The organism is Cupriavidus ulmosensis, assembly GCF_977008105.1.
Genome location: NZ_CDRMWP010000002.1, coordinates 1,210,514 through 1,228,715, shown reverse-complemented (window position 1 = coordinate 1,228,715; position 18,202 = coordinate 1,210,514). Strand labels below are relative to the sequence as shown.

General features: G+C 58.3%; 11 protein-coding genes and 2 pseudogenes. 1 reads left to right on the top strand and 12 read right to left on the bottom strand.

Going from position 1 to position 18,202, the window contains the following annotated elements; translation table 11 throughout:
* Positions 1–408: 408 nt before the first annotated feature.
* The 10 genes and pseudogenes from ACWTPI_RS25115 to ACWTPI_RS25070 form a co-directional block, all read right to left on the bottom strand.
* Complete coding sequence (locus ACWTPI_RS25115) at positions 409–1,395, bottom strand: IS5 family transposase (RefSeq protein WP_454732083.1); 987 nt, start codon at positions 1,393–1,395, stop codon at positions 409–411.
* A 206-nt stretch (positions 1,396–1,601) separates the two neighbouring features.
* Positions 1,602–2,120 (bottom strand): Imm42 family immunity protein, encoded by a 519-nt coding sequence (locus ACWTPI_RS25110; RefSeq protein ID WP_454733067.1) that lies wholly within the window; start codon positions 2,118–2,120, stop codon positions 1,602–1,604.
* 958 nt (positions 2,121–3,078) lie between these two features.
* Complete coding sequence (locus ACWTPI_RS25105) at positions 3,079–3,360, bottom strand: hypothetical protein (RefSeq protein WP_454733066.1); 282 nt, start codon at positions 3,358–3,360, stop codon at positions 3,079–3,081.
* A gap of 554 nt (positions 3,361–3,914) precedes the next feature.
* Complete coding sequence (locus ACWTPI_RS25100) at positions 3,915–4,271, bottom strand: DUF7674 family protein (protein ID WP_454733065.1); 357 nt, start codon at positions 4,269–4,271, stop codon at positions 3,915–3,917.
* 177 nt (positions 4,272–4,448) lie between these two features.
* A complete protein-coding gene (locus ACWTPI_RS25095) occupies positions 4,449–5,117 on the bottom strand; it encodes a hypothetical protein (protein ID WP_454733064.1) in 669 nt (222 codons plus the stop codon).
* A 647-nt stretch (positions 5,118–5,764) separates the two neighbouring features.
* A complete protein-coding gene (locus ACWTPI_RS25090; RefSeq protein ID WP_454733063.1) occupies positions 5,765–6,259 on the bottom strand; it encodes a contact-dependent growth inhibition system immunity protein in 495 nt (164 codons plus the stop codon).
* Entirely contained in the window at positions 6,256–6,600 is a 345-nt protein-coding gene (locus tag ACWTPI_RS25085) for an endonuclease toxin domain-containing protein (RefSeq protein WP_454734015.1), read from the bottom strand. The genes ACWTPI_RS25090 and ACWTPI_RS25085 overlap by 4 nt, the downstream gene beginning before the upstream one ends.
* 4 nt (positions 6,601–6,604) lie before the next feature.
* Positions 6,605–6,904: a hypothetical protein gene (locus ACWTPI_RS25080; RefSeq protein ID WP_454733062.1), complete on the bottom strand. Its 300-nt coding sequence runs from the start codon at positions 6,902–6,904 to the stop codon at positions 6,605–6,607.
* A gap of 922 nt (positions 6,905–7,826) precedes the next feature.
* Positions 7,827–8,185, bottom strand: a pseudogene (locus ACWTPI_RS25075) (immunity 8 family protein).
* Between the two features lie 284 nt (positions 8,186–8,469).
* The gene (locus tag ACWTPI_RS25070; RefSeq protein WP_454734062.1) at positions 8,470–8,811 is read right to left on the bottom strand and encodes a hypothetical protein; all 342 of its coding nucleotides are present in this window, start codon (positions 8,809–8,811) and stop codon (positions 8,470–8,472) included.
* On the opposite strand from ACWTPI_RS25070, the pseudogene ACWTPI_RS25065 reads away from it, so the two are divergent.
* A pseudogene (locus ACWTPI_RS25065) lies at positions 8,804–8,992 on the top strand (transposase); the annotation flags it as partial. The gene ACWTPI_RS25070 and the pseudogene ACWTPI_RS25065 overlap by 8 nt on opposite strands.
* Before the next feature lie 1,024 nt (positions 8,993–10,016).
* On the opposite strand, the gene ACWTPI_RS25060 reads toward ACWTPI_RS25065, so the two are convergent.
* Entirely contained in the window at positions 10,017–10,364 is a 348-nt protein-coding gene (locus ACWTPI_RS25060) for a hypothetical protein (RefSeq protein WP_454733061.1), read from the bottom strand.
* A 14-nt stretch (positions 10,365–10,378) separates the two neighbouring features.
* A complete protein-coding gene (locus ACWTPI_RS25055) occupies positions 10,379–18,139 on the bottom strand; it encodes a two-partner secretion domain-containing protein (RefSeq protein WP_454733060.1) in 7,761 nt (2,586 codons plus the stop codon).
* Positions 18,140–18,202 lie beyond the last annotated feature (63 nt).

Genomic DNA, 18,202 nt, shown 5'->3' with positions numbered 1-18,202 from the left:
TAAGCGTACCGGATTTGTCCTGCGTGTCGTAGACACCCTTGAATCGCTGAGACGATTCAATCTGGTCCTGACACATTGCATCAGCCGCCCACGCGACCGCAGCCGTCGCAAAGCAGCAAATGCCGAACTAGCAAGGAGGCCGCCTGCGGCCGTCTTTGTAGGTGAGGCCAATCCGAAGGCCGGTTGCACTAATTGCCGTCGGACCTGAATGGTCGGACTACCTCAGGCTTCTCCGGCAACGGCAACGGCTCTTCTACATCACCGTATCACTAGGGAAATGCTGATCAATGAGCTTTGCGCGTGATGTTGCTCAGGCTATTGACTTCGGTTTTCGCAATGCGGGAGAGAAAGACCAATTCAGCACGGTTTTTCCCGGGTTTTGCGCCTCTCCTGGCGCGCTTGGCGCGCTCAGCACGGACTGCTCCCCCGTGAGGCCAACAACGGTTTCCTGGCAAGCACCAGATTCGCCAGACCAAACAGGCTGAGCAACTGCGCCGTGTTCTTGACCAGGCCCTTGTAGCGAACCTTACGATGACCAAAGAGATTCTTGATGACGTGGAACGGATGCTCGACCCGCGCCCGAATCTGGGCCTTGGCCCGCTCGACGGCGATCAGCAAGTCCTTGACGGTGCCGTCATGCATCGTCTTAATCTTGCCGCGCTTGACGGCCACCTGCCACTTCACGGACTTGCCTTGCATCTCGTCGCGCTTCTCCACGCCCGTGTAGCCCGCATCGCCAAACGCATGCTCCTCGTGACCATGCAGCAAGGCATGCGCCTGCGACACATCCGACGCGTTCGCTGCAGTGCCCACCACGCTGTGTACCAGCCCCGAAGCCGCATCCACGCCGACATGCGCCTTCATGCCAAAGTGCCATTCATTACCCTTCTTGGTCTGGTGCATCTCCGGGTCGCGGCTCTTCTCCTTGTTCTTGGTCGAAGGTGGCGCCTCGATGATGGTGGCATCCACAATCGTGCCTTCCTTCATCATCAGCCCACGCTCGCACAGCATGATGCCGATCTCGTCGAACAGCTTTCGCGTCAGCTCATGCTCGACGAGCATGCGGCGAAACTTGAGGAGCGTGGTCGCGTCTGGCACCGCTTCGACTGCCAGGTCGATCCCGGCAAACGCCCGCATCGCCACGCTGTCGTACAGCGCGTCTTCCAGTGCCTCGTCCGACAGCCCGTACCACTGCTGCAGGAAGTAAATGCGCAGCATCCGCTCCAGACCGATCGGCGGCCGTCCGCGTTTGCCTTTGGGGTAGTACGGCTCGACCGCCGCAATCAGGCGCGACCACGGCACCACGCTTTCCATCTCCGTCAGGAAGCGCTGGCGGCGCGTCACCCGCTTCTTACCGTGGCTTTCCGCTTCCGCAAAACTGATCTGTCGCTTCATCTCCGACTCATCTCTTGGGCATGCATATGACAACGCTTACAAGCCACCCAACGATGACTTTCGTTCTGAATAAATCAGTCTTTCCCTAGGCCCCGGGGACAGATATCAGGACTGATAGCGCCCTTTAGCCGAATTTTTCAAAAATTAATTCAACTCCCATCGAAAAAATCATCACTGGATGTGCCATTATTATCACTGCGAAACGACTATCCGGCCTCATCACCAATTTCTTGGTAAAGACGCTCAAGATAGTTATATGCCGACTCAAATACTGTATCGAATTCCCCCGAGTTCAGTGTTGCCACATTCAATTTATCCGAATTTAGGCTACGATATAGGAGCTTCGCCTCGCTCACACCTTCGACTAAATATATCTTCCAGCAATCAAAAACATCGACCGGTATACGCACATCAAGTCGCGCGGGCAAAAAATCCTGGTGTGTATAGCCAAGAATTTCATCACTGACTCCGTCTAGCGCATCCGAAATCATGTCGAATATCTTTTCCCCCGGCAACATAAGGAGCTTCGGACATAATCTCCCTCCTCTATCACCGATAATATACTTCATCTGAAAAAGAATATCTCGCAGAGAAGCCCCCATGCCGTATTCTCCAACGACTTTTCCTTCCAGCCAGTAGCAAAATCTCCCGAACAACCATGGACCACCGCAGTTCCGGTCCACCTCTAGCGCTATCGAAAATCTATATCTATCACCAAACTCCATGGCTACTTCCCCAACTGTTTCAGAACACTATTTGGCACCTGTGATTTGGGAACTGATCCACTGAAATGCACCGCACCAGCATTGTCCGAGAAATGCCGATAGTAGCCGTTTTCACCCAACGCATACCACGTCCCCATGCCTCCCCGAACTGCTCCAGCGTTGTATGCACTCTGAGCGTCAAAAGGCTCAGGTGTTTTATTCGGGTTTATACAACGAACTCCCCGTGTCGTGCGCCGGATTGGTTTGATATGGCGGCTTTACGCGAACCTCTACATTAGAAGGACTGTACGGGCTGTCAGCTAGCGCCGGGCTTGGTGTTGTTGATAGTCCAGGACCAGAGCCACTGATTGCAGTTTCAGCGTCACCCATCCCCACTACCTGCGCAATAGCAGTCAGACCCGCGCAGATCGTAGGCAGAAATATGCAGCCAGGATTTCCCAGAATCGTTGGTCCCTGCGGCGTGCCAACCGGCGATCCCGTCAACGTCGAGCCCTGAGGCCCATCATTCGGCGTTGTAATAGCGTTGCCGTTGCTATTCTGCGCCTCCAGTGGTGTGGTCAACGGGTCCGTCTTCTGCGGTCCATTATTCGGCGTAGACGTGCCCCCTGGGCAATGGCATGTACGTCACCATACCACCAGGCCCCGGGACAGGAATTAGGATTGGTAGCTTCCCGCTAGCCGAGTTGTTCAACGACTCATTCTGCGCAGCCAACGCCGCCGACGTCGCATTTGTCCCCAGCAAAGCACCAGCCGCGCCGCCGATCAATGTCGCCAGTCCAACCGTCAAAGCCAACCGGTTGAGATCGTCGCTATATTTCGCAACCGTGCTATCGGCATACACCGTATCCCGAATCAATGGCGCCGCGATCGCGCTGGCTGCGCCGCCAACCGCGCCGGGTGCGTCGCCGTGTGGATATCCTGTAGTCGGGCATCACTCGGCGCAAAACAAACGCCAAGGCTACCGCCGTCTCATAGGTAGCTCAAATGAGAAACGCGACCCCTCAGTCGTTTGCCCGCTGATTTTGGACGATGTCACCGTATAGCTTTCAACGATACCTTCGATACCAAGCTTCCAAAGCTCAGTGCCATCTTGAGCAATGCCGACAAAGCCCATCTCATCTCGAACAATTAGCGGATCACCAATCTCGATGAATTCGTGAAACACCAAATGCATGCGGAAGGAGAAGCACTTGATACCGATCGTCAAATCGTAGCAGACCAAACATTCATTGATACCCACGAGCATACGTTGACCATCGAGCACGGCCCTGCGGCACCAGACCTGAGATCGCGTAGCCAACGTTCAGATGCGAGCCTTCCGGCGTTTGAACATATCCCCACGTATTCGCATCGCAGGTCAGCAGCGTCCCAGCACATTTTCCCCAGAAGCGCGCGCCTCCATGTCGCTGCGGGAGTCGCAAGGTACCCACTTCAGCATATCAAATCCAGTCATAGTCACTTGGCGATAATGTAATGCATCCTTGATTTTACGTTGAGAACTTCCATAGCTTACTAGCCACCTCCCCGGGGCATAGCGGACGTAATGTTGACCAGTGTCCCAGCTTGAGAGGTAACAAACAGTCGACGCTTATCCCGCATATAAGTAACAATTCCGCCCTTGCTGGGTGGCTCAAGTACGATAAGAATACTGACACCATCACGGGTCCCGTCCTTCACGAATTTTCCATTATCCTCGCAGGATCCGTAAGCCTAACGTCTGCAGGCCAGAAGAAATTTTTCCATAGAAACGACAACCCCAACTGTGGTCGGGTTCGATTCTTCTGCGTCAAAAATTTATCCCCCCCACTCCACCAGATAAGCAGTAGATAGAGGACCGAGATAATCTCTAGTCCGATTCCAATGACCAGAAACGCCAGAGACTCGCAAATAAAAGGCCTCTAGTAAACCCGTCGCCACAAGTTCCTTGAGCGCCACATTGCTGCTTGCAAGACCACTCTCGATGATTTGGAAGATATGCGTTCTGGTTTCAAGATCAAGTTCGTCAACATGATCGGCGAGAGCCTTGCCAAGTTTTCCAAACAAAACTGTAGTGGGAATGTCCTCTCCCCATTCCTCAAAGGCCAGTCTCCTGGCCGAACTAAGCACATTGCATTGGGTCAGTTCCGCAACGAATTCTTGCCAGGTACGCATTATTTTCCTCCCAAGACGTTCTGAGCTGCTGAACGATCTCCAAACGGAGCATTTGGATTCGAATCCAACCATTTTTGCAGAGCAATCGAGTAGTCTTGCATCTTTTGGGTCTCATGCCCAAGAGACCAACGCTCTTCAGCGTACCCGTCTAGGCGGTCGCAGCGTTAACTGCAAGAACTATGCCCCGCGTAGCGTTCCATCTTCAGCAACCCATAGAATGGCCGGCATATCGTAAAAATATTCGGCCAGGACGATATCATTCTCTGACCTCGCCGCATCCGGCCAGCGCGACCGCAAATATTCAAGGATGGTCGTAACATCAACATCCCAAATATCATAACCATCACGCCACAGTTCATTTGGAGGACAGAATTTTACCCGCCCTTCCTTGAGAAGCTCTTCCAATAAACAGAAAAATTCGCCCTTTTGTTCATGGAACGATATCCCTGGATTCCAGCCACTAATAGCACTGAACAATACTGAAATCCATAGCCCAAACGAACATTCAATGATCTCTTTTATATTCTTTATCTTCATTTCATTTCGCTCCCCCAAGAACTTAATCTCCTTGCTTGAGATAGCAATGGCAGCGTCAATTTCCGTGGAAAAATAAGACACATCTTCGCCCCGATCTAGCACTATTGCCCGAGCTTGTTCCAACGAGAACCAATGTTCATGGAATTCCGTGCGCCAGTTAAGGGGAAAGTCGGGAACGCACAACAATAGCCCCTCCATCACATCGATCGGACGTTTCAGCGAGATCCCATGACATGTGTAATCAACAAGGAAGTCACGCATCAGCCCCAACTGACGTTGCTCGTATTCGCTCATTTCAATTTCGCTCATTGTTTGATCTTGCCATAGTCAATGACAATTACTCTGCCGCTCTTGGAATCAGGCCAGAAGCACCAGGCAAGCTCCTGCAGCAAGTCCACAGCGTCGAAATCAGAGAGGAAATGGCGTTTTCATTCGGGTAGCCGTTTGAATCGATAGATAGAGAAGGGCTCTAACTCTGCTCTTTGCTGAGACATAGTTCTCTGAGCCTATCAAGATCGCCTGTCGCCGCATGAGCCTCATACAGGGTCTCGCAGAACTTGCACACAACATTGGCATCAACCGAATAGAGCAACGATGCTGCTGCTCTTGCTTTGCGAAACCACTGCAAAGCCTCGCCTGCGTCATCTAGACCATCGTGCTACTCCACAATGTCAAAGTAACGATTGTCGAAATCCTCTACTATCGCCGATAGACGTTTGCGGGCCTGCTCAGCGGTCGTATGAATATCGGTCTTCGGAGACGTACTTTGAATCTCACGTAAGAACTCAATCGCATCTGCTTCCTGGCAAGCCCAAGAGGCAACCAAGTGAGCGATCGGATTTCTCTCGCTCTCCGACAGTCTTTCGGCAAATTCAACCAAGTCCGGCGCTATTGAGTCCAACCGCATAGCTATGTTCATTTTGTGACTTATGCAATAACAAGTCGTTACAAACCTACTACGTGCAACGACTGAGCGCCAAACGCAAAGCCGCGCCAAAATCTACCATGGAACTGCCGGATGGAATAATTACATCCTCGATGCCATCGCCCTTGCTTCGACTCCAACTATCCAACTTATCGTGATGACTTGGGGATAGAACAAATTCATCGCCCGATACCACAATGCTGCAACTCTTCATCTTCTTGAACAATGCTTGCTTCGTTCTGTATCCGTAACGATCCATTAGGGATCGCACCCATTCCGCGTAGCGCGAATCGACCGTTGATCGCAACGCCTTTGCCTCTTCGAGATTCAAGAATCTACTTTCAGCTATTGCGCTCTGGATAGCCTCACCCAACACACTATCCGGAGTATCTGGCACCAACAAACGCTCCGTTGCCGTCGGCTCTGCCATCGCTATCCGATATCCTGATTGAGGCACGAGACAGATAAACTTCTCATTAGCCAATGCCATTGCCAGTTTTTCCCAAATCGGTTCACTTTCCATCATTTCACCGGGGTAACGATCACTTTGATTCCCAGGCTCTGGCCATACTGAATGGCGCGATCAATCTGCTGCCATTGCACCTGAGTGGTTCCAGAAGGAACCGCCACTTGCAGTTGTCGGGCGACAATTGCTTTCTCTCTCAATACCACGCCGCCAAGACTAGCTTGCGTGAAATCTGCAACCGCATCGATATTTCCTTTCAACGATGAATAGATTTGTGCCGGATTAGCTATCTTTGCCTCCGTCATAGTATCCAGAGTCTTGGCACTGGTTGCGATACCTGTTGCTTCATCGTAAAAGTCGAAAGTCTTGAAGTTCGGCGGCAGTCTCGATCCTGGCGGCAGCCGCTTACTCCCTTAACGGAATAAATTCAACGAACATATTGGCTCCCAGCTCCTGTTGAAGCTGCAGCCAGAGTTGCGTTCCCCGTTTATTGTGCTCTAGCCGCTCGTCCTCTGACTGGAATCCTGAGTCCGGCGGGTAGTCTTCACAAAAGGTCGCCTGAAAGTCCTGATTCCAAGCTTTGAGATCAGCGACCAATGGGGGCGTCAGAGGTAGGCAATCCGGCTCGACATACCCCATTTGGTCAATGTCAGCACAGAAGATGGGCGGACCGCCATAAACCACGCCCAGACGAATGGATTTCATTTCACTGATTTCCAAGTACTTACGGGACTCACATGCACAATGTATTCGTTCGAACCATTGGGGTTCTGAGTGACATCACTCCCGTTCGCAAAATTCTCTGCCAACCATGTACCTCGCCGGCAAACGACCGATGAGCCGGAGGGTGTTTGACCATTGTTTGTGGCTACACTACCATATCTAATGCCACCTGGCGCCAGCGGATTCGGCGCTGTCAACTCCGGGCCGGTAGCACCATTCGGCACCGAGATGACATCCATAACAATTCCGTGCCCTTCTTATTTCACGCTCTCGCTATCTTTAACAACGCCCTCAAGAAATCTCGACAGATTTTACCAACCTCGCCATCGAGATACACATTCCTAGACACGAATTGCCCACCATCGACATGCTATTTCCGGTTCGAAATTCACCACAGCCTCGCTCCGAACACCTTGAATATCGAAGACTGCCCGAATCCCAGACCCAGACGAGTCATTTCGCATCTCAATTTTATTTACTCTCTCACTAACTAGGCTTGCTATTTCGTAGCCATTGCAATAGACAACAACCTCGAATGACTCAAGGACCGCGCTAAACGAAATATCAATTTCCAAACCACGCCGCTCGGAGCGAACCCTATAACGACATAGCGCCATAGAAGAGTCCTCTTCGACTGGCTCCAGCCCAAACTCCCTAAGAAATTCTTCTTTGCCAGGAAAAATCATATTACTCCCCACTCTTAAATGGGATGATCGCACTAAACTTCCTACTTCCATCAGGAAGAACCTGAAATGTACTTCTGAATTTTGCAGATTGACCCGATGGTCCAATAAACAGTGACTCCCTTATCCGGAGATCAACTTGGGAATCAACTCCATCCCAAGTGCAATCCAGCCTTGCTTCAAATCCCGGGGTGTGCCAAATGAAGACCACTATACAGTCATCAAGACTGATAATCCTCAAATTCCCATGCACCAATTCGGCTCAACTTGGCGGCCACCGTCGACCAGCAATCACTCTCGCTGTTCACTATGTAGCCCTCAATAATTGCCTTGATGGCATCGTAACTGTAGGCATCGACAATCAGCATATGCCTACCCCACATCGGCCCTAGGGCAGCACATTGCGCCTTAAGCCATTCCGGCGTACAAACATGAAATCGAATGCCTCTGAGCCCGCCTCGCCTTGGGGACCAATATGAGCTCGAATCCACGTACCGAAGTTCGACACGTCATCCGGCCAGTAGTTTATCAATTTGCCCTCTAAATGCAGGGAATATAATGATTTTATTTCGGCTTTCATGGTGTGATATTTAAATGTCCATTACTAATTGGTCTGCTTCCGGGTGTCAGCTTCGATTCGAAATTAGCCTGCACACCAGTTGTGGCATAAGAACTGTTCGGTTTGGCCGATGGCGGGCGATAAATTCGAAGACCATCACTACTTACCCATGACGAGCCATCGCTCGAAATACGGTATCCCGGACCGACCTACGCCTCTCAAGCTCATTTTTCTCTGTGAAAGTCGCTCGACCGAGATTCGCCGGCCAACGACACCAACTACGCAATAATTACCTGAGAAGCCGTTCAATTCCATATAACTATAGATTTACCCGGAACCCGAAGTTGCATAGCCTCCGGAGAAGAATACGCATCATCGGTTAAATCTATTTCCATCTTTATTTCCTCGCCAAAAATGATGAAGATATGATCCTTTTCTTCCTCGACCTTTGTAACAATCGCCCCGACCAAAATCTTCCCTACTGCTACCTGATTTCTATCGAATACTGTGTAACGATTGTATATATTTAAAGTAATCCCATCTTCAAACACGAGACCGCCATCCTGCGGAGTCAGGTCCGCATCCACGACTTTTTTCCCGACAACAATTTCAAGAGATCGGAAATTCATTATTCTCACTTTTTCCAAGAAGGGATTCGTTCCCCTGCCCAGGCGATGGGTCGTGGAGCGCAGCTTCGGCTCGGCGAATCGATTTCGCAGACTCGCATGCGACTATGAGCGCTTGCCCGAAACCCTGGCCGGCCTGCACTTCGTTGTTTTCGCCATGCTCACGCTCATTCACGCCACGTCCATCCTGCAAAGTGCCTAACACTCTAGGGATGCGTTAACGCACCAACGACGTTAAATGGGAAAGGGAAGGGTATATCCGGCTCGCCATTGGAACCGTAAGCGCAACGCCTCCAGACACAGGAGAGTTCTCCCCCGTCATAACTTCGAACCGCACAGATGACTCTGCCTCATCAGCGACGACGAAACCCGGTCAGCGCCGGTTTCGTGTTCGCCTCGCTGCATACCAGAACAGCGCCTGTCTCGGCTATGCGCTGTTTGCAGCCCAGCCCAACCGTCCTCTCTCGCCAGGAGTTAGGTGCCTACGGCCGCCCAGTCGGCGATGTCTTCCACCACATGTTTCAACCACGCCCAGAAGTCAGGGTACTCCGCACAGGTCTCAAAGCCATTCGCCGTCCGGCCGTGAATCAAGGCGACTCCCTGAACCGCACCGTTGGTTCCGACAACGAAACACGCCAAGTCGTCACAATCTTGCCTTTTCGCAAATGTTAGCAAGCGTTTCTCCGTAATGCCGGACCACCGATCAGATGCCCAAAAGCTCTGCTCCGGTGGCAAGTAGTGCCACGGCTGCAGTTGGGTAAAAGGCTCGCAGCCCACGAGAGCTCGAGTAAGCAGCCAATGGTATCCACTAGGTACATTCAATCTCAATAGGTCACTCAAGATCAACCCCCATTCTTAGAGAAAGGTAGCCGCGGCGGCGTGGTCGTACGCGGCAAAGAACCTTTGAATCTGAACAGGATCACGCTCAAGAATTCCAACGTAATGCTGATAGTCGCTAACCAAGGCGTCATAGCCGACAATCGCCGTGATACCAAACGCCACCAGCAACCCTTGATAGCCACCGACCTACCCTGTCAGACATATCCTCCATGCAGGAATGGCTGATCCGTGACTGCGAATAATTTACTCCGCATCCAGTAAGGATCTATATCTTTCGGACACACTAGAAAATAGACTTCTGGCATACAGCCTGATAATTTTAGATATTGACATCTGGTGATGCCTCCATTACCAACACACAATTACAAATAATCCCCAACATAAAATCAATCGGTCAACCCCATCAAATCAATGGCCACCATTAATTTTATATTTTTTATCCTTGATTTATTTTTCAATGAATAACAATTAACATCAAAAATCTTAAATTTATAAAAAAGATTATTATTATTATTATTATTATTATTATTAATTTCTATATTTATTACAGTATCCTTATCCACCAAAACATCATATATATCCGCATCTTGCTCCGGTATATAATGAAGCACAAAGGCCTTACCCAGCCCTGGGTAAATTTTACGCAACGCATTCAACAATCGGGGCGCCTCCCCTCCCAAGAAGATCCCATCCTTCCCCTTAAGCATTTCCTCTCGGATCTTCTGCTCACTCATGCTTCCAATGAGTCTCACTTTATTCTCCCTGGCGTTACTGTCACTAAATTCCCAAAGCGATCAGTAAGTACCGTGATGACGGACGTGGGTGATCCCCCTGAGAATTTATCTATTCCAATACTTCGACCTAAATCGACCACGCGCTCAAATCTGGGTCCATCCACGCTCGACCTAATTTTAATTATAGGTGCAGTAACCACGTCTGAACTCTGAAGCAAGTTCCTAAGCTCCGCTTGAGTTATGGTAAATTGACTTGCATTCACTGCGCTATCGAAGTGGCGATCTACAACGTGCGTCCAACCGTCACTTTCCAAGTTTATCCTCGACTGAACTCGCCCAGGAATTGATTGAGCAACGGGCCCGCGAGAACTACCACCCCCATCCGAATCAATGCTAGTAACACCCTTGATCGCGCCGAAAACAGCAATATTTCCCGTGATTGCCTTCACCACAAAGGCATCTACGGGATTGTTCGCATCACTTTTCCCTTGATCGAAACGCTGCAGAGCAGCGTCTAGTTGTGTTGTCGTATAGCCATTGCCTTGTGCCTGGCTGGCACGAGCAAGGAAATCCCGTGTGGCGACTTGGGGATCTTGACGGGCCAGAGCCTCGACATAGGCATCTTGGTACAGATCGCGTTCCTGCTGCCTCGCGGTTACGCACTCCACATTGGCGCCACACATTCCGGCGATGTTCTCGTCGCTCAAGAAACCAATTTGCTTTTCCAGGAACGCGGTATTCGATTGACACACAGTTGGCGCAGGACATTCGCCCAGCGCCTTCACATTGGCCTGGAAACGCGGATTCTTGACGTTCTGCCAACTGCTAGTCGTATTGTTCAACGACTCATTCTGCGCAGCCAACGCCGCCGACGTCGCGTCCGTACCGAGCAGCGCGCCGGCCACTCCACCGATCAGCGTCGCCAGACCGACCGTCAACGCCTGCCGGATCTTGTCATCGCTGTAGTTGAGCACCGGACTGTCCGCGTAGACCACATCCCGGATCAATGGGGCGACAATGGCACTGGCCGCGCCACCCACAGCACCACCCGCACAGTCACCGCCCGTCAGGCTCGCCGCAGCGCAACCCAGCAACGCATGACCAGCCGCATTCGCCAGGATCGTCTCCGCAGTCGCCTTGTCCGAGCCGATGCCCGGCAGTCCCCCCCCAATCGCATTGGCCACTCCCGCCGCCGCATCCCGAACCAAGCCGCCGGCAAACGCCTGGCCGAAGCTGCCGCCATAAGCAATGGTGTTCACCCCGGCGCTGATCGCCGAGCGCACCACGGAGGATGCTATGTAGCTGCCGAAATTGGCCTGGATCGCCCCCCAGTTACCAAGGCTGATGTTCTCGCCGATGCTGGAAAGCCCTGCGCCGCCAAGGTCCAAACCAGCTGTCACGCCCTTGGTCAGACCGGCAGTCGCGCCGGACACCACGCCCGCCTTGAGCGCGGCGCCGATATCAAGTGATCCGTTCAAGATCAACTGGCTTGCCATGCTCGACAGCGTGCCGGCTACCAGCCCCGTCACCGCCAGCGACATCGCCGCGCCAATGCCAGCGGCGGCAAATGCCGCCCCTGCCGCTGCCGTGGCCCCCATCGCAGCACTGTAGGCCGCACCGACAATCGCTGTGCCAGTCCCCGCCGTCACAATCGAAATCGCCACCGCGGCCACCAGCGCCACAATCTGCCCCAGCGGCCCAAACCCCTTCTTCTCCTTAATGAACCGCGTATGAATATCGTCGCTGACCGTATCCTCGGTGTAGTTCAGCCCGAGGTTGGCCTTCAACTGGTTCACCAGCGCCAGCGTCGCGGCTTCGTCTACCGTGCCGTCGGCGTTGCGGATCAGGAAGGCGTCGTTTACCGCGTGGATGCGCTCGGTCTCGATGTCCATGTGCATCGCGCTCATGAACCCGCCCGGCTGCACCACCGTGCCCGTGATCTCGTTCCAGCCGCCTTGCACCTTGTACGCCGAGGTGCCGATGTCCACCACGTTCGGGCCGATCTCGATGCTGCCGGCCTTGACCTGCAGCGTGTCGGTGGCCGTCACCGTGCCGGTGTTGCGTAGCTGGCCTTCGATGTCCAGCTTGATGTTGTCGCCCGCGATGCTGCCACCGGTGGGCTTGGTCAGTGCCTGGGCGTAACCTTCGGGCAGGTAGACCTGCGGCACCAGCGCGTTGACCGTCGGGCAGGCAATGCTCGCCAGGCTGTTGCAGCTCGGGTCGGGCACGGCTTGCTGCACGTACCACAGCATCGGCGCGTCGAGCGCCGACACCTGCTCGGGCGTGAGCGCGGTGCCCAGCGCGATGCTGTGTTCCTTGGCGTAGTCCGCCGCGTTGCGGTACAGGACCAGCTTTTCCTGGTCGGTGACCGAGAGCTGGTTCTGGCTGTCCCACGCCAGGCCGTTGATGAAGCTGGCTTGTCCGGTCTGTTGCAGCGCGGCTTGCTGGAGCTTCTGGCCTTCGGTGTAGGGGTCGTAGTAGAAGTTGACGTTGCCTGGGCGCAGTTCGGCCGGCAGCTGCGCCAGCAGGCTGTCCGGCGTGACGCCGGCCAGCACGGCGGTGGCCGCGCTGTTGTTGAGGTACTGGGCGCGATCGGTATTGACGCTGGGGCCGCTGACCGGGTTGCCGCCCAGGTTGGCGTTGAAGTGCCAGTCGATGGTCTGCTTGCCGCCGACGTCCGGCGCCGTGGGCGCGGCTACGATCACGGGGTTGAACTGCCAGGGCCGCGTGGGATCGCTCACGGGCGTGGCGGCCGGCACGGCGCCGTCGGGTGCCGCCACGGGACCGAGGGAGATGACCTGCTGCGCGCCGGTGGACGGCGGCGTGGGCTGGTTGGGGCTGGTGTAGCCGTTGACCAGCGCCGCGCCGGTGAGGTCGACGGTGCTGCCCATCAGGTTGCCGGTGTTGAGCACCTGGCCGCCTGCGGTGACGGACAGCGCGCGGCCGGCCTGGATGCCGGATTCGAGGCTGCCGAGCGTGGCGCGTCCGCCGGTGTCGTGCCAGCGGTCGCCGCCCGAGCGGTCTTCCTGCCAGCGGCCTACCCAGTCGGCATTGAGCGGCAGGCTGCTGTTGTCGATGGCGCCGCTGGCGCTGACCGTGACGTCGCGCCCGCCGGTGATCAGGGCACCCTTGTTGGTCAGCGTGCCGCCGTTGATCTGCACGTCGCGCGCGGCGCTGATGACGGCGGCCGGCCCGGCGGCGGTGTCTTCGGTGGCGGCGCACTGGCTGTTGCCGTAGCTGCCGCCCGGGTTGCAGCCGCCCGCGTAGGCGGGGTTGCTGCTGCCGTAGCTCTTGTGCAGCTGTGCCGGGTCCAGCGTCTTGTTGACCAGCGTGGGCGCGGTGATCGACACGTCGCCGTTCAGGGACTGGATGGCCCCGGCCTGGTTGGTGACGCTGCTGCCGGCGGTGAGCTTGACGTCGCCTTGCGCGGCCAGCGTGCCGCTGAGGTTCTGGATATTGGCGGCGTCGATGGTCAGCGTCTGGCCCGCGGCGACCGTGCTGGGGGTCTGCTGCCACGCCAGCGTCTCCACGCGCTGATAGCTGTCGCCCGGGCAGGAGGCAGCGCCGGGCACGCAGCCCGGCGTGGTGATGACCTGGCTGTCGTGCAGGCCCTGGTTGGTGAAGGTGCCGGGCGTGGCGATGGCGATCTTGCCGGCGGCCGCCAGGTCGCCGCTGTTGGTCAGGTCGCCGGTGCCGGTCAGGCCAAGGTTGCCGCCGGCGACGATCTGGCCGGCCTTGCCGAGCTGGTAGCTCACGGTGGACTGGCTGGGCAGCGCCGGCTGGGCGCCGCTGCCGGTCTGGCCGAGCACGACCGGCGACCAGGGTGGCGGGCCGGGACAGGTGTCGCAGTCGCTGATGACCGGCGGCACGCCGTAGACCAGCGGGCCGGGCATGGTCGGGGACACCAGCTCGGTCGTCAGCGCGGCAAGCCGTGCCATGAAGGCGGACAGGTCGGCCTGGTTGACGGTATCCGTAACGCTGTTGACCAGCGTTGCCGAGCGGCCGTTGTCAAGGCTGCCGAGATTGAGCGTGACGTCCCTGCCGGCGGACACGACGCCTCCCTTGTTCGACAGGGATGCGGCGGTAATGTCGAGATTGCCGCCGCTGATGATCTGTCCTGCCGCGCCGTCGGCCTGCCGTATCGTGGTGCGATCCACCGTGGGCGCGGCGATGTCCCGCACGGTGGCATTCTGGTAGTCGGGCGGCATGGTGCCGCCCCACGCCGAGGTGGGAATGAAGTGCCAGAGATAGACCTGCGCAAAGCCATCCCCGCTCGTGGTGTTCTCCCTGCCCAGGACCAGCCGCACCGAGCCGTCCGGGTTGCGCATGACATTGCCCAGCGTGACTTCGGTCGGCGTGCCGGGGATGAAACCCGGGCAGCTGTCGCAGCTGCCGCCGGGCAGCCACGGCACGTAGCTGCCGATGACCACGGTATCGAGCAGGCCCGGATTGCTGGCCTTGCTGGTGGCGCTGCCCGCATCCACCGGGCCGGCACGGTCGTTGATGACCGCGCCGGCCGCGATATGCAGGTTGCCGTTGGCGCCGAGCACGCTGCCCAGGTTGTTCACCGTGCCGCCGATGTCGATCTTGAGATCGCCATTGGCCTGCGTGGTGCCGCCGCGGTTGTCGTAGTTGCTGCCGGTGATGGCGATATTGCCGAGCGATTCCACGGTGCCGGCATTGGCGATGTCGCCGTTCAGCGCGAGGTCGCCATTGGCGTGCACGGTGCCGGTGTTGCCGAGGCTGCCGGCCGACAGGGACAGGTTGCCGCCGCCGATGATCTGGCCGCTGTTGGCCAGCGTGCCGCCGGTGGCGAGCGACAGGTCGCCCGCCTTCTGGATGGTGCCGGTATTGGTGATGCCCTGGCTGGCGTTGAGCACGACCCTGCCGCCCGGCACGTTCCAGGTACCGGTGTTGTTGATGGCCAGCGCGGCCAGCGTCAGCGTGCCATTGGCATTGAGCGTGCCGTTGGCGGCGGCGGACGGGTCGAATACCTGGCTGGGGGTGTTGAGCGTGAGGTTGTTGCCGGCCAGCAGTTGGCCGGCGGCGTTGTTGAAGCTGCCGTTGCCGCCCGTCACGCTGAATGTCAGGTCGCCGATGGCCGGGTTCTGGCCGCTCAGGTCGCCGGCGAACAGCGTGCCGCCCTGGTTGGCCGTGAGCGCGCCTGCCGTGACCGCCAGGTTTTGCGTGCCGGCGATCAGGCCCTGGGCGTTGTCCAGGCCACCGGCAATGGTGGCGGTGACGTTCTGGCCGCCGATGGTGCCGCGGTTGACGAGGCTGTCGGCGGCCAGAGTGAGCTGGTTGCCGGCAAGGGTGCCGGTATTGCTGAGCGCGCCGCCTTGCACGGTCAGTTGCTGCGTGGCGATGGTGGCGCCGCCGTTGGCGACCGTTTGCCCGGCGAGGCTGGCGTTGCCTGCCGTGGTGTCGCCCGTCAACGTGAGATTGCGCGTGGCGGCGGCGTCGAGCGTGCCGCTCACGGCGTTGACCTGCCCGGGCGCGGAGCCGATGGAGATGTCCTTGCCGCGCAGCGTGGCATTGCCCGCGACCCAGGTGAGCTGGCCCGCGTCGAGGGTCCGGCCGGCGTTGGCGGCCAGGTTGCCGCCGGCGAGCACGCTGCCGGCGAGGTGGATGTCCTGGCCCGCCGCCAGGCTGGCATTGCCGACGCTGCCAAGCGTGCCGTTCACGGTGGCGGAACCGGCCGTGGCCGTCAGGGCGACCGCGCCACCGCTGCCGAGGTTGCCGGAAACCACGGCATCGCGCCCGGCCGTGACGGTGACGTCCTTGTCGCTGGTGAGCGCGCCGTCGATGGCCACGCTGCCCGCGGCGGCGGTGATCGCGGTGTTGCCGGCGCTCTGCGCCTGGCCGCCCACGGTGACGTTCTGCGCGGCAACGAGCGTGAGATCCTCATTGCTGCCGATCTGGCCGGTGGTGGCGATGCTGCCGCTGCCGGCGACCACGGTGGCGGATTTTGCAGACAGCACTTCGCCACCAAGGTTGACGTCGGTGCCGGCGTTCACCGTGAGCGTGCCGGGCGACACGACATTGCCGGCGGTGGTAACGCTGCCGGTGACACCGGTCAGCGCCACGTTGCCGGAGGTGCTGCCTGCCGCGCCGTTGATGGTCAGGTTGCGCCGGGTGGACAGGTTCAGGTCGCCGGCGGAGATCGCGTTGCCGTCGATGGTGGTGTCGCGCGCGGCTAGGAGCTGGATCTGGCCGGGCGAGGTGACGTCGCCGCGCAGCCGGATGTCACCGCGGCCGTCGTTGCCGGCGGCCTGCACCGCCACCTGCGCGCCGCTGACCACGCCGCCGATATCGACGCTGCCGCCCGCGGCCAGGGTCACGGCGTCCTGCGCCTTCGCGCCGCCGGCGCCGGTGATCGAGCCGCCGGCCGCCACCGACAAGGCGCGGCCGGATTCGAGCGTGCCGCCAAGCGTGGCGTCCGTGCCCGCCTTGATGCTGTAGCCGGCCTCGCCGAGGCCATTGCCCGAGGCGGCGACCGCGCTGGCGGCGGTGAGCGCGGCCTGCTGCTTGGCGTAGGTGTTGCCCACCTTGAGATTGCCTGCCGAATCGAGCGTCAGGTTGCCGGACGATGCCGCCAGGCTGCCATCGGCGCGCACGCCGAGCCCGGCGGCCGTGCTGACGATCTTGATCTGGCCGGCGTTCATGGCGCCGAAGGCGGTGGCATCGATGGCCAGGCCGCCGGTGGCGGAGCTGTTCGTGGCCGCGTTGTTGGCGCCCGCGGCGGACGTGGCGAAGCCGCCCGCGTCGAGCGTGACCAGTTGCCGGCCCGCCACGAGGTTGATCTGGTTGCCGGCGTGCAGGGCCGCGTCGATGCCGATCGACTCCGCGATCAGGCTGATGTTGCCGACCGTGCCTTCGATGCCGGACGCATTGGCGTTGCCCGGCGCCGGGTTGGCGATCTGCACGCGCCCGCCCTGCACCAGGAAGCCGGCCGCGGCCGCCGTGTCGAAGCTGGTCGGCGCGCCGCCGGCCGTGAGGAACTGGGGCGTGCCGGTGGTCAGCGTGACCTGCGTGGTGTTGGTGAAGCCGGCGCCGCTGGTGTAGACGCCGCCCGGCGCGGCGATCACCAGCCCGGCCGGCGCGCCGAACACTTCCACGGTGCCGTTGATCTGCGCCGGCGACTGGCTCGTGACCTGGTTGATGATGAGGCTGGCCGGGCCCGACGCGGCAAGGTTGGCGTTGGCGCCGACCTGCCCGCCCAGGAAGCTGCCGCCGCCGGTGGCGCTGTTGTTCAGGATCAGGCCGACCGGGTCGACCACGAAGGCGCGGTACTGGTTCAGCGAAATGCCCTGCGCATTGGGCGTGGTGATGCCCACCACGGGCACGCCGCCCTGCGGCGCGCCGGGGCCGGTGGTGCTGGTGATGGTGGGGGTGAAGCGTACCGGGGCGCTGGGGTCCGTGATCGGCGCGGCGTAGGCCTGCGCCGGGCCGAAGCGCAGCATCACCGGCAGGTGGGCGACCGCCCAGCGCAGCAAGCTCTGCCGTACCGCGCCCGCATGCACCGCCGGCGCCTGCAGTTCCACCGCGCCCGCGGCCAGCACGCCGGCGGCCTGCTGCGCCTGCTGCAACGTGACCTGCATGGGGCCAAGCCACAAGGTCATGGCGACCAGCCCCGCCACCGCGCGCGCCAGCACGCTGCGGCGCCCGCGTTCGGCAAGCGACAGCGCGTCCGCGTCGGCGGCGCCGGTGGCGGCGAGCGGCGGCATGGGTTGCTGCGTGTCGGTGGATGGCGTGGCCGGTCGGTCGTGGTGCATGGTCGGTTCTGGCTGTCTTCTTGTTCGTTCTGCCTGCTGGTCCCGCTCGCCGCCTGCGCTGGG